Genomic DNA, 12,992 nt, shown 5'->3' with positions numbered 1-12,992 from the left:
TTCGGCGAGTTGGCTGACTGTCCCGCGCTCACTGGAAGTCCCCGAATTCCATGTCGAACTCGTCGAGTTCGTCCTCCGACAGCGCGACCAGCGGCTGGTCGGCGGCCACCGGCTGGTACGCGTCCGGCGCGTCCTGGACCGGCTGCGCGGCGGCTGCGAGCGCGGCCGGTGTCTTGTGCAGGAACACGTCCCGCGGCGTGACCACCAGCCCGGCCTTGCGCGCCCGGCCGACGAGCTGGATGGAGCTGATGCTGTCGCCGCCGAGCGCGAAGAAGTCGGCGTCGGCCGCGACCGAGGGCAGGTCCAGCACCTCGGCGAAGGCGGTGCAGAGGATCGTTTCCTCCGGGGTGCGCGGGGCGCGGCCCGTGCTCGTCAACGCGGTGGCCTCGGGGGCGGTGAGGGCCTTGCGGTCGACCTTGCCGTTCGGGGTCAGCGGCAGGGCCTCCAGGGCGACGAACTCACCCGGCACCATGTACTCGGGCAGCACCCGCAGCAGCTCGGCACGCACCTCGCCCGCACCCGCCGGTCCGACCAGGTAGCCGACCAGACGCTTACGTCCCGAGGCGGCATCGGTATGCACCTGCGCCGCCGCGTCCGTCACACCGTCCACGGCCCGCAGCGCCGCCTCGATCTCCCCCAGCTCGATCCGCCGACCACGGATCTTCACCTGATGATCCAGCCGCTCCAGGAACTCCAGCTGACCGTCCGGGCGGTAGACCACCCGGTCACCGGTCCGGTACATCCGCTCGCCGGCCGGGCCGTACGGATCGGCCATGAACGTCGTGGCCGTACGCCCCGGGTCGCCCAAATAGCCACGGCCGACGCCGGTCCCCGCCACGTACAGCTCACCGGGCACGCCGACCGGTACCGGCCGCAGCGCGTCGTCCAGCACGTACAGGCGGGTGTTGCGCACCACGCGCCCGATCGGCACTCGGGAGCCCGTCAGGTCCGTGTCCGCGGTCAGGACGGCGTGCGTCACGTCGTCGGAGCACTCGGTCGGCCCGTACGCGTTGACCAGCGGAATCCCCGGGTACCGGGCGAACCAGCGGTGGCACACGTCCACCGGCAGCGCCTCACCCGTCACCACGAGGTGGCGCAGCTTCGGCAGCGACGGGAAGCCGCCCGCCGTCTCCCACGCGTCCAGCGCCGCCCGCAGCAGCGACGGCACGACTTCGAGGACGGAGACGCCTTCGGTCACGGCCACGTCGAACAGTGCGTCCGGGTCGGCGGCGGTCACCCGGTCCACGACGCGGGTGGTGCCGCCGGCCACCAGGGCGGCCAGCATCTGCCACACCGAGATGTCGAAGGTCACCGGAGCGTTGTGCACCAGCACATCGCCCTCGGTCATGGCCAGGTCCTCCACCTTGGCCAGAAGGTGGTTGACCATGCCCCGGCGGTGCACCATCGCGCCCTTCGGGCGGCCCGTGGAGCCGGATGTGTAGATCACGTACGCCAGGTCGTCCTCGGCTCCGTGCACCGGGCCCAGGCCCTCGGCCCGCGCACCGGCGGCCGGGAACGGTTCGTCCAGGCACAGCACGCGCAGCTCACCGCCGTACGCATCGGCAATCTCCTGCGCACGGGCCAGCTCACCCGGCCCGGCCAGCAGGTACCGCGCAGCGCTGTCCTCCAACAGCCCGGTCTGGCGGGCGATCGGCGCGTCCACGTCCAGCGGCAGCCACGCCGCCCCCGCACCCAACACGCCCAGCACACCGCCGACATACCCGGCCCCAGGCTCGCCGAGGACCGCCACCAGCGACCCGACACCCGCACCGGCCTCCGCCAGCCGCCCCGCCACCCCGTCAGCCCACAACGCCAGCGACCCGTACGAGACCGAAACCTCACCATCAGCCACCGCCACCGCATCCGGACGGGCAGCAGCGTGTTCACGCACCCGCTCCACGACCCCCGCGAAGCCACCGGCCCGCTCGGTGTCGTTCCACTCCACCAGCAGCCGCCGCGACTCCACCTCGTCCACCAGGCCGAGTGCGGCCAGCGGCCGGTCGGCGGTGGCCGGGACGGTGGCGAGCAGGTGCAGCAGCCGGGCGCCGAGCCGTTCGACGGCGTCCCGGGTGAAGGCGCCGGGCGCGTAGTCGAAGCGCAGGTCCAGCCGCCCGCCGGCGCCCGGCAGGACCGCCAGGCTCAGCGGGTAGTGCCGCCCGTCGCGGGCCTCGGCGTCCAGGAGCCGCAGGCCGGTCGCGGCGGCGCGCACGCTCTCCTCGTCCAGCGGGAAGTTCTCGAAAAGCAGCACAGTGTCGAAGAGGTCGCCGACACCGGCCCGGTGCTGGATCTCGGCGAGCCCGACGTGCTCGTACGGCATCAGCGCCGACTGCCGTTCCTGGATGCCGGCGAGCAGGCCGGCCACAGTCTGCTCGGGACGCGGACGGACCCGCACCGGCACCGTGTTGAGGAACAGGCCGATCATGCTCTCGACGCCGGGGACCTCGGCCGGGCGGCCGGAGGTGACCGCGCCGAACACGATGTCGTCGCGGCCGGTGAGGCTGCCCAGCAGCAGGGCCCAGCAGCCCTGGAAGACGGTGTTCAGGGTCAGTCCGCGGTCGCGGGCCCAGGCGGCGAGGCCGGTGGCCAGGGCCTCGGGCACGGCCATGCCGACCGTGTCCGCGAGGACGGCCGTCTGCCCGGCGTTCTCGGGGGCGGCCAGCGTCGGTTCCTCGACGCCGTGCAGCGCCTCCTTCCAGGCCGCGAGCGCCGCTTCGGTGTCCTGCTCGGCCAGCCACGCCAGGTAATCGCGGTAGGGCGCGGGCTCGGGCAGTGCGGCGGCGCCGTCGGCACCGGCCGCGTACAGCGTGAACAGCTCCTGGACCAGCAGGGGCATCGACCAGCCGTCCACCAGGCTGTGGTGGATGGTCCACAGGAAGCGGTGCCGGTCCGGGCCGGTGCGGGCGAGGACGAAGCGCATCAGGGGCGCCTGGGCCGGGTCGGACAGGTCGAAGCGGCGGGCGCGCTCCTCGTCGGCGAGGCGGGCGGCGGCGCCGCCATCGGCTTCGGCGCTCAGGTCCGTCTCCCGCCACGGCACCTCGACCGCGTTCGGTACGAGCTGGACGGGTGCGCCGGACTCGCGGTGCCGGAAGGTGGCCCGCAGGTTGGGGTGCCGGTGCAGGAGCTGCGCGCAGGCGGCGCGGAGCCGGGCGGCGTCCACGTCGCCGCCCAGTTCCAGGCCGAGCTGGAGGACGTACGCGTCCACGCCGTCCCGCTCGTACTCGGACAGGAACAGCAGGCCCTTCTGCAGCGGCGCGAGCGGCAGCACGTCCGCGAGGCCGGAGGCGGCCAGCTCGGCCTCGTAGGTGTCCAGTTCGGTCTGCGAGACCGACACGAGGGGCAGGTCGGACGGCACCCGGCCGCCCGCGCCCGGCCGGGCCGCGTGGGTCACCAGCAGCTCCAGCGCGCGGAACCAGGTGCGGGCGATGTCGCGCGCGTCCTCGTCCGGCAGGATCTCCCCGGCCCAGAGCCAGTCCGCGACCAGGTGCGGGCCGCCGGGGCGGTCCTCGGTGACCGGGGTGACCTCCAGGATGTGCTGCAACGGCATGTCGGGGGCGGCGGCCGTGCCGACCGCGGCGCCCTCGCCGGACAGTGACCAGTCGGCCGTGCCCGCGGCGTTGAAGCGGCCCATGTAGTTGAAGCCGATCTGGGGGCGCGGGTGGCGGGCCAGGAGGCCGCTGGTCTGCGGGTTGAGGTAGCGCAGCAGGCCGTGGCCGAGGCCGTGGTCCGGGATGCCCCGCAGCTGTTCCTTGATCCGCTTGAAGGCGGTGCCGACGGCGTCGCCGCCTGCCCACACCTCGTCCCAGTCCAGGTCGCCGGGGGCGAGGCGGACGGGGAAGGCGCTGGTGAACCAGCCGACCGTGCGGGAGAGGTCGGTGTTGTCCACGACCTGCTCACGGCCGTGGCCTTCGAGTTCGATCTGTGTGTCGGTGGTGCCGGGCTCGGCGGCGCTCTTGCGCCGGCGCCAGTCGGCCACCGCCAGCGCGAGGCCGGTCAGCAGTACGTCGTTGATCTCGGCGTGGAACGCCGCCGCCACATCGGTCAGCAGGGCCGCGGTCTGCTCGGCGTGCAGCACCAGCCGCAGGCGGCGGGCGGTCGCGTAGGTGTCCCGTGCGGCGTCCAGGCCGCGGAGGCCGGGCAGCGGCTCGGGGCCGCGCGCGTGCTCGGTCCACAGCGGCAGCTCCGCGGTGCGGGCGGCGGTACGCGCGTCCTCGGCGAGCAGCCGCGACCAGCTCCGGTACGAGGTGCCGACCGGCGCCAGCGCCGGTGTGCGGCCCGCCTCGACGGCCGACCAGGCGGCGGACAGGTCGGGCAGCAGCACCCGCCAGGACACGCCGTCCACGGCCAGGTGGTGGACCATGAGCAGCAGGCGCCGGGGGTGTCCGGGGCCGGCGTTCAGCAGGACGGCCTGGACCAGGTTGCCGGCGGTCGGGTCGAGGCGCCGCTGGGCGACGGCGGCCTGTTCGACGACCGCCTCACCGCCGTCCGCGTCTGCCGGTACGGCGACCTCGGTCACCGCGCCCGCCAGGTCCGCCGTGCCCTGCGGCCGTACCTTCAGCGTCCACAGGCCTTCCACGGGCACGTCCAGCTGCATCCGCAGCGCGTCGTGCCGGTCGGTCACCGCCTGCAGCGCGCCGGTCAGCCGCTCGGTGTCCACGTGGTCGGGGACCCGTACGACGACGTACTGCGCGAACGAGCCCACCGGCCCGGCGACCGGTCCGCCGTCCTCCCGCAGCTGGTGGGCGATCGGCATGATCTCCAGCTCGCCGACACCGTCGTCGGTGCCGACCACCGCGGCCGCGTCCTGGGCCGCCTGCGCGGCGGCTGCGAGCGCGGCCGGTGTCTTGCGCAGGAACACATCGCGCGGCGCGAACACCAGGCCCGCCTTGCGGGCGCGGCTCACCACCTGGATGGAGCTGATGCTGTCGCCGCCGAGCGCGAAGAAGTCGGCGTCGGCCGCGACCGAGGGCAGGCTCAGCACCTCGGCGAAGGCGGTGCAGAGGATCGTTTCCTCCGGGGTGCGCGGGGCGCGGCCCGTGCTCGTCAACGCGGTGGCCTCGGGGGCGGTGAGGGCCTTGCGGTCGACCTTGCCGTTCGGGGTCAGCGGCAGGGCCTCCAGGGCGACGAACTCACCCGGCACCATGTACTCGGGCAGCACCCGCAGCAGCTCGGCACGCACCTCGCCCGCACCCGCCGGTCCGACCAGGTAGCCGACCAGACGCTTACGTCCCGAGGCGGCATCGGTATGCACCTGCGCCGCCGCGTCCGTCACACCGTCCACGGCCCGCAGCGCCGCCTCGATCTCCCCCAGCTCGATCCGCCGACCACGGATCTTCACCTGATGATCCAGCCGCTCCAGGAACTCCAGCTGACCGTCCGGGCGGTACACGACCCGGTCACCGGTCCGGTACATCCGCTCGCCCACGGCCCCGAAGGGGTCCGCGACGAATGTCGAGGAGGTACGTCCCGGGTCGCCGAGGTAGCCGCGCCCGACGCCCGTACCCGCTACGTACAGTTCACCCGCGACGCCCACCGGCACCGGGCGCAGCGCGTCGTCCAGGACGTACAGGCGGGTGTTGCGCACCACGCGGCCGATCGGCGTACGCGTGCCCGGTTCGCTGCCGGGCTCGATCACCGCGTGCGTCACATCGTCGGAGCACTCGGTCGGCCCGTACGCGTTGACCAGCGGAATCCCCGGGTACCGGGCGAACCAGCGGTGGCACACGTCCACCGGCAGTGCCTCACCCGTCACGACCAGGTACCGAAGCTTCGGCAGCGACGGGAAGCCGCCCGCCGTCTCCCACGCGTCCAGCGCCGCCCGCAGCAGCGACGGCACGACCTCCAGGACCGTCACGCTCTCGTCGGCGGTCACCGCGAACAGCGCGTCCGGGTCGGCCGCCACCGTGCGGTCCACGACGCGCGTCGTCCCGCCGGCCACCAGGGCGGCCAGCATCTGCCACACCGAGATGTCGAAGGTCACCGGAGCGTTGTGCACCAGCACATCGCCCTCGGCCACGGCCAGGTCCTCCACCTTGGCCAGAAGGTGGTTGACCATGCCCCGGCGGTGCACCATCGCGCCCTTCGGGCGGCCGGTCGACCCCGACGTGTAGATCACGTACGCCAGGTCGTCCTCGCCACCACGCACCGGCCCCAGGCCCTCGGCCCGCGCCCCCGCCGCCGGGAACGGCTCGTCCAGGACGAGGACCCGTACGCCGGAACCGGCCGCCGCCACGATCTCCTCGGCCCGCGCGGCCTGGCCGGGCCCGGCCAGCAAGAGGCGTGCGCCGCTGTCCGCGAGCAGTCCGGTCTGGCGGGCGATCGGCGCGTCCACGTCCAGCGGCAGCCACGCCGCCCCCGCACCCAACACGCCCAGCACACCACCGACATACCCGGCCCCAGGCTCGCCGAGGACCGCCACCAACGACCCGACACCCGCACCGGCCTCCGCCAGCCGCCCCGCCACCCCGTCAGCCCACAACGCCAACCCGCCGTACGAGACCGAAACCTCACCATCAGCCACCGCCACCGCATCCGGACGGGACGCGGCATGCTCACGCACCCGCTCCACGACCCCCGCGAAACCGCCAACCCGCTCGGTGTCGTTCCACTCCACCAGCAGCCGCCGCGACTCCACCTCGGTGAGCACCCCGACGCCCGCCAGCGGCCGGTCGGCCGCCGCGTGCGACAGGGCGTCCAGGAAGGCGGCGAACCGGTCGCGGTGGGCGTCGAGTTCAGCAGCGGTGTACAGCTCCGGGTTGGCGTTGAGGTGGATCTCGACGTCGTCGCCCGAGGAGTCGGAGACCGCGAACATGAAGTCGTTGACGATGCCGGTGGACAGGTTCGTCAGGGTGACCGCGCAGGGGCCGAAGGCGAGTTCCGGCTCGGGCGGCAGGACGTTGACGAACGGGCCGAAGGGGCGCCGGTCGTCGACCCGCAGGCCCATGTCGCGGCGCACCCGGTCGCCCCGGTAGCGCTGGTGGTTGAGCGTCCGCAGCAAGGCGTCGGCGACCGTGCGCAGCAGCTGGCCGGGGGTGGTGCCGGGGGCGATGGCGACGCGCAGCGGCAGGTAGTTGGCGACCATGCCGGGCACCGAGCGGCCCGCCGCGCTGGTGCGCGCGTTGACCGGCAGGGTCAGCAGGATCTCGTCGGCACCGGTCAGCCGCTGGGTGTACGCGGCAGCGGCGGCGATGACCAGCGTCGGCCAGGTCACCCGCGCGCGGCTCGCGGCGGCGCGCAGGCGCTGGACGACCGGCCGCGGCAGGGTGGTGCTGCGGCGCAGGAAGCCGCGGGCGGCGGCCGGCTCGCGGCCGGAGAAGCTGACCGGGGCGGGGGCGTCGGCGTACGCGCGGGACCAGTAGGCGCGGTCCCGTTCGGCGCGCCGCGACGACGCGTACGCGATCTCGTCGTCCACCAGCGTCTTCAGGGGCGGCAGCTGCCCCTCGTCCGTGGGGCGCCCTTCGTGCAGGGCGGTGTAGAGGCCGGCCAGCCGCCGGTAGAACAGCGGGCGGACGAAGCTGTCGCTGACGATGTGGTGTGCGCACATGTAGAGGAAGGCGCGGTCCGGGCCGAGGGTGAGCAGGGCTGCCCGCAGCAGCGGGAAGGACGTCACGTCGATCGGCCGGTCCAGGTCCCGGGCCATCCAGGCGCGGGCGGCGGCCTCGGGGTCCGGCTCGCCGCTCAGGTCGACGGCGGTGTACGGCAGGGTCTCCAGGGGTTCGACGGTCTGGCGTGGCTCGCCGTCCTGCTCGGTGAGGCGGACGCGGAAGCACTCGGCCTCGGCGAGGGCCAGGCGCAGTGCCGTTTCGAGGCGGGCGGCGTCCAGGGGGCCGCGGATGTCGAAGTGGTCGGCCATGTTGTAGGCCAGGTGGCCGTCGGCGAACTGCTCGTCGAACCAGATCTCGGTCTGGGCCGCGGTCAGCGGCAGACCCGGCTCGATACGTGCGGTCATGACAGCAACCTCCTGGAGGACCTGCGGGTGGGTTCGGTGCGGTGGGCGGGCGGCCCGGTGCGGGTGGGGCGTTGCGGGCTGAGGGCTACGCGGTGGCCGGGGTGGCCTCGGGCAGCCCGTCCGGCGCGGCCAGTTCGTCCGCGTCCAGGCCGTAGATGTCCTTGAGCCACTTCTCCTGGTAGACGGTGTCCAGGTAGTGGTCGCCGAGGTCGGGGGAGATCGCCACGCCGACGATGTCGCGCTCCGGCCGGTTCTCCGCGATCCAGCGCTGGGCGCCGCTGAGGACGGTGCCGGTGGAGCCGCCGAGGACGTAGCCGTGCCGGACCAGGCGGTGGCACATGCGCAGGGTGTCGGGCTCGGGGACGTGCACCACGGCGTCCACGTACGACTCGTCCAGCATCTGCGGCCGGACACCGGCGCCCAGGCCGGGGATCATGCGCGGGGCCGCCGGGGTGCCGAAGGTGACCGAGCCGACGCTGTCGACAGCGACGACGGTGACCGAGGGCTGGTTCTCGCGGAAGTAGCGGGCGCAGCCCATCAGGGTGCCGGTGGTGCCGGCACCGATGAAGAGCACGTCGAGGTCGGGGAACTGCGCGGCGATCTCGGGACCGGTGGTGCGGTAGTGGCTCATCCAGTTGCCAAGGTTGGCGTACTGATTGAGCCAGGCGTAACCGTCGCCGCTCGCGCACAGTTCCCGTACGCAGCGGATGCGCGCGCCGAGCAGACCGGTCTCCGGGTCGGGCTCGGTGATGATCCGTACCTGGGCACCGAGGTTCTCCATGCGCTGGCGGTTGGCGAGGGTGCAGCGGCTGTCGGTGACGCACACGAAGCCGTAGCCCTTGCTCCTGGCCACCAGGCTCAGCGCGACGCCGAGATTGCCCGACGACGATTCGACGAGGGTCATGCCGGGCCGCAGGGTGCCGTCCCGCTCACCGCGGGCGATCATTTCCACGGCGGCCTTGAGTTTGATCGATCCGGCGAAGTTGAATCCTTCGCACTTGAGGTAGAGATTCTCTCCGAGGACGCTGTTCAGGTCGACGAAGAGATCCGGCACATTGAATTCGTGCGGGGCCGATATAACGGGCACGTCCGGTCCTCCCAACCGCAGGCGTGTGGTCCTGGCGCGGGGCAGCGGTTATTTCTTTCCGTGCCGGGACAGTTCGTGGAAGAACCCGTCGACGGCGTGCAGGCCGCCGCTCGCCGCGAGTTCGTCGTAGACGTGCTTGGCGACGGTCAGGTCCAGTACGCCGAGGCCGAAGGGCGAGAAGATGACGGGGCGGTCCCGCGGAATCTTCACCATGCCCGTCATCACGTTGTGCAGGGTGCCGTTGATGAAGTAGCGGTTGCCGACCTCCTGCTCGACGAGGTGCACGGAGGTGTTGGCCTTCATGACGTGCTCGACGTCGTCCACGAAGTTCGACGAGGCCTTGATGACCTCGGGGCCGAGGTCGCGCAGCGAGACGTGCAGCACCACCGGGTTGTGCGCGAACCAGGCCGGGCTGGTGACGTGCGGGGCGCCGGCGACGGTCGCGAAGACGACCAGGTCGCTGTTGCGGATCAGGCTCTCGGCCGAGTCGTGGATGACCGTGCGGGCGGTGCTGCCGGCGTCGTTCAGGTGGCCCTCGAAGCCCGCTGCGTACTCGTTGCTGAGGTCGTGGATGCCGATCTCGTCGAATTCCCAGCCGGTACCGGCCAGGTAGGTGTGGATGTAGCGGGCGATCAGGCCGGTGCCGATGAATCCGACGCGCTTCGGGCGGCCGCGCTCGCGGGTGAGCCAGTCGGCGGCCAGCGCCGCGGAGGCGGCCGTGCGCACCGCGCTGATGATGGAGCTTTCCATGCAGGCGAACGGATAACCGGTGTCCCGGTCGTTGAGAATGAGCACGGCCGAGGCGCGCGGCAGGCCCGAGTCGATGTTCTCGGGGAAGCTGGATATCCATTTGATGCCGTCGACGCCGACCTCGCCGCCCACCGAGGCGGGGAGCGCGATGATGCGCGCCGAGGGGCGGTCCTCGAACTTGAGGAAATACGAAGGGGGATTGACGGTGTCGCCGACGCCGTGCACGCGGTAGGCGTAGTCGACCAGGTCGAGGATCTGCTTTTCCTGCCCGTGCAGAACTCGGGAGACCTGCTCGCCCGAAACGACGGAGAACGACGGTATCTCAGTGCCAGAGGAGGGCATGGGAACTCCACCATGGGTCGAGGACTGACGGGGCAGCGCGGGGCGCGGGCGCGTCAGGGGGCTTCGGTGCCGGGTAGTCACACTTCCGGACGCCACTGACAGTTCGATGACCAGTCGATTACCGCTGCGGCCGGCCGCGCGGTGGCCGGATTCGTCATCGATCCGTCACTGGGACGTCAGGGGGCGGCGGTACAGTCCGGTGCACAGAGGCGCTGTGTGCGGTGGGCGGCGCCCACGACCGGCAGCCGCGGGGAGGCCCTTGATGCGTGTCGTCCTCGGAGAAGACCTGTTCCTCCTGAGGGAGGGCATGGAACGTCTGCTGGCGGCCCATGGCTGCACGATCGTCGCGTCCGTCGACAACGCGCCGGAGCTGCTGCGCGCGCTGCTCGACGAGCGCCCGGACGTGGCCATCGTGGACGTACGGCTGCCGCCCACCTTCACCGACGAGGGCATTCAGGTGGCCCTGGAGGCGCGCCGGCAGATTCCCGGCCTGCCCGTCCTGGTCCTGTCGCAGTACGTGGAGCAGCTGTACGCCCGCGAACTGCTCGCCGACGGCACGGGATCGGTCGGCTACCTGCTCAAGGACCGGGTCCTGAACAGCGGCCAGTTCATCGAGGCGGTCCGCCGCGTCGCCGACGGCGGCACGGCCATGGACCCCAAGGTCATCGAGCGGCTGCTGCACAACGGGTCGCGCCGTGAACCCCTGGGCAATCTGACCCAGCGCGAGCTGGAGGTACTGGGCCTGATGGCGGAGGGCAAGTCCAACGCCGGCATCGCCGAGTCGCTGTTCGTCACGGACAAGGCGATCGGGAAGCACATCAACAACATCTTCAGCAAGCTCCAGCTGCTGCCGTCCAAGGACGACAATCGTCGGGTGCAGGCCGTCCTGACGTACCTCAACAACGACTCGTCCCGGACCGGCGCGCCCTCCAGGGCGGCGGACCCCGCTGCGGCCCCCGGTCCGGCTTCCGGCGCTGCCCTCGGCAGAGCCTCCGGAGCGCCTAAGGCCCCGCCGCGGCTGCCGCCCGGTGCGTTCGCCACTGCCTGACCTCCACCCGTACGGGCTGCTCCGTCGGCCCGGCCGCCACGGCCAGCGCCGCCGTGTATCCCTCGCCCGCCGGTATGCCGGTCAGCGACCACCGTCCTGGCACGCGCCCTTCGGCGTCGTGCACTACGGCGCCATCACGGAGTCCCGGCCCCACCGGCAGCCGCAGCCCGTGCACCATGCGCCCGCCGGCCGCCTTGGCCCACGCTTCCTTACAGGTCCACAGCAGCGCGAAGCGCGCCGCCGACTCGTCGTGGTCACGCGCCGCGCGCACGTACGCCGCCTCCTCGGGCGGGAACCAGCGCTCTGCCTTGCGGGCCCGGTCGGCCGGGTACACCCGCTCCACGTCGATGCCGACCGCGCGGTGCGCGGCGACTGCCAGCAGGGCGAGGCCGCCGGAGTGGGAGAGGTTGAAGCACAGCCCGGCGTGGTCGGCGAGGGCGGGCTTGCCCCACCGGCCATAGGCGTAGCGCAGGTGCTGTGGGGGGCGCCGCAGGTAGGCGCCGAGGATCGCGCGGGTGGCGCCGTGCGCGATGCAGAAGCGCGCGCGGTCGTCAGGCAGGGCCCGTGCGCAGCGCTGCCGCTCGTCCGGGCCGAGCAGGGCGGACAGGCCGCTGACGAGGTGGGGCGGAGCGGACAGCGGTATCCGCCAGACGTGCACTGTGCCGTCCGGCGGACCGTCCGTATCCGTACCGCTCACGCCGTCGCGGCCCCGAAGTCGACGACGCAGAAAGAGAGTTCTCCCGCCTTCGTCTCGTCGGTGCCCTGCGGTACGTAGTCAGCCAGGACGACCGGGCGCCGCTGCTCGGAGAGGAACGGCAGCCGCTCGGCCAGCAGGCTCCAGACGCCGCTGCACGGGAACTCGGCGGACGCGGATTCCACCGTCACACCGGACGGCACGGTGATCAGGTCCGGGACGAGTCCGCCGCCCAGGAAAAGCACCGACAGTCCGCCGGGCAGCGCCTCGCCCAGCAGGGCGTGGGCGTCCGCCCGCGTCAGGCCCCCGTACTGCCGCACCCCGATCGGTGCCCCGGGCCCGTCGGCGGACAGCAGCAGCGCCGCCGCGCCGTCCCGGGCGTCCTCGCCCTGGCGGGGCGGCCCGGGGTTGGCGGGAGCCGTCGTCTGGTCGATGACCGCGACCAGCGCCCGGGCGGCCCGGCCGTCGGCGGCGTACTGACCGGCCAGCCGCAGCGCCGTGTACGGGGCCGCGTCGCCCTGGTCGCACAGGGCGAAGCCCGGCGGCGTGCCGGGCAGCGCGTCGGTCAGGTACGAGATGCCCGAGACCCGCGGCTCGAAGTCCGGTACGGCCGAGGCGACGACGACCAGGTCGACGGGGTCCGGCTGCGGCGGCAGCGCGTCGAGCAGGCCCCGCGCCATGTCGGTGAACGTGTTGCGGTTGGCGCGCTCGAAGCGCTCCTGGTCGAAGACGGTGCCGTACAGCTCCGCCATGTCGGAGTAGATCCGGACCAGGTAGGGGTCGGCGGGGGCGGGCGGCCGACCGTCGAAGGCCCGGTGCGCCGCCCCCGTGAGGCGGAGCGTCACTGTGCGGCGGCCACGTAGTCGGCCAGCGTGCGGACGGTGGCGAAGTGGCTCATCTCCAGCTCCTCGGTGTCGAACTCGACGTCGAAGACCTCTTCGAGGCGCATCAGCAGGTCGAGGACGCCGGTGGAGTCCAGGCCGTAATCGTCGAAGAGCTTGGCGTCCGGGCCGAGGTCGGGCAGCTCGCGCTCCAGCACGTCGCCGAGCGCCTCGCGGACGGCGGTGATCGTCTGGTCCTGCGCGGTGCTCTCAGCGGTCTGCGGCATGTCGGTGTCTCCTTGCGG

At 72.8% G+C, this 12,992-nt stretch carries 6 protein-coding genes and 1 pseudogene; 1 reads left to right on the top strand and 6 read right to left on the bottom strand.

Features of this window, described 5'->3' with window-relative positions:
• Positions 1-28: 28 nt before the first annotated feature.
• From ACZ53K_RS13690 to sbnB, 3 genes are all read right to left on the bottom strand, one after another.
• The gene (locus ACZ53K_RS13690; protein ID WP_468835129.1) at positions 29-7,945 is read right to left on the bottom strand and encodes an amino acid adenylation domain-containing protein; all 7,917 of its coding nucleotides are present in this window, start codon (positions 7,943-7,945) and stop codon (positions 29-31) included.
• A gap of 85 nt (positions 7,946-8,030) precedes the next feature.
• The gene (gene sbnA, locus ACZ53K_RS13685; protein ID WP_468835126.1) at positions 8,031-9,032 is read right to left on the bottom strand and encodes a 2,3-diaminopropionate biosynthesis protein SbnA; all 1,002 of its coding nucleotides are present in this window, start codon (positions 9,030-9,032) and stop codon (positions 8,031-8,033) included.
• 48 nt (positions 9,033-9,080) lie between these two features.
• Entirely contained in the window at positions 9,081-10,124 is a 1,044-nt protein-coding gene (gene sbnB / locus ACZ53K_RS13680) for a 2,3-diaminopropionate biosynthesis protein SbnB (protein WP_468835123.1), read from the bottom strand.
• 262 nt (positions 10,125-10,386) lie between these two features.
• Here sbnB and ACZ53K_RS13675 point away from each other — a divergent pair.
• A pseudogene (locus ACZ53K_RS13675) lies at positions 10,387-11,025 on the top strand (response regulator transcription factor); the annotation flags it as partial.
• 100 nt (positions 11,026-11,125) lie between these two features.
• Here the strand turns inward: ACZ53K_RS13675 and ACZ53K_RS13670 are convergent.
• From ACZ53K_RS13670 to ACZ53K_RS13660, 3 genes are read right to left on the bottom strand one after another with little or no spacing between them, the layout of a single operon-like run.
• Positions 11,126-11,869: a 4'-phosphopantetheinyl transferase family protein gene (locus ACZ53K_RS13670; RefSeq protein ID WP_468835120.1), complete on the bottom strand. Its 744-nt coding sequence runs from the start codon at positions 11,867-11,869 to the stop codon at positions 11,126-11,128.
• The gene (locus ACZ53K_RS13665) at positions 11,866-12,711 is read right to left on the bottom strand and encodes a beta-ketoacyl-[acyl-carrier-protein] synthase family protein (RefSeq protein WP_468835117.1); all 846 of its coding nucleotides are present in this window, start codon (positions 12,709-12,711) and stop codon (positions 11,866-11,868) included. Before ACZ53K_RS13665 ends, ACZ53K_RS13670 begins: the two co-directional genes overlap by 4 nt.
• The gene (locus tag ACZ53K_RS13660) at positions 12,708-12,974 is read right to left on the bottom strand and encodes an acyl carrier protein (RefSeq protein ID WP_385226580.1); all 267 of its coding nucleotides are present in this window, start codon (positions 12,972-12,974) and stop codon (positions 12,708-12,710) included. Before ACZ53K_RS13660 ends, ACZ53K_RS13665 begins: the two co-directional genes overlap by 4 nt.
• Between the last annotated feature and the right edge of the window lie 18 nt (positions 12,975-12,992).

This window comes from Streptomyces sp. NPDC033221 (genome assembly GCF_055577005.1).
The sequence above is the reverse complement of the archived record's forward strand: the minus strand, read 5'-3'. Positions and strand labels throughout refer to the sequence as shown.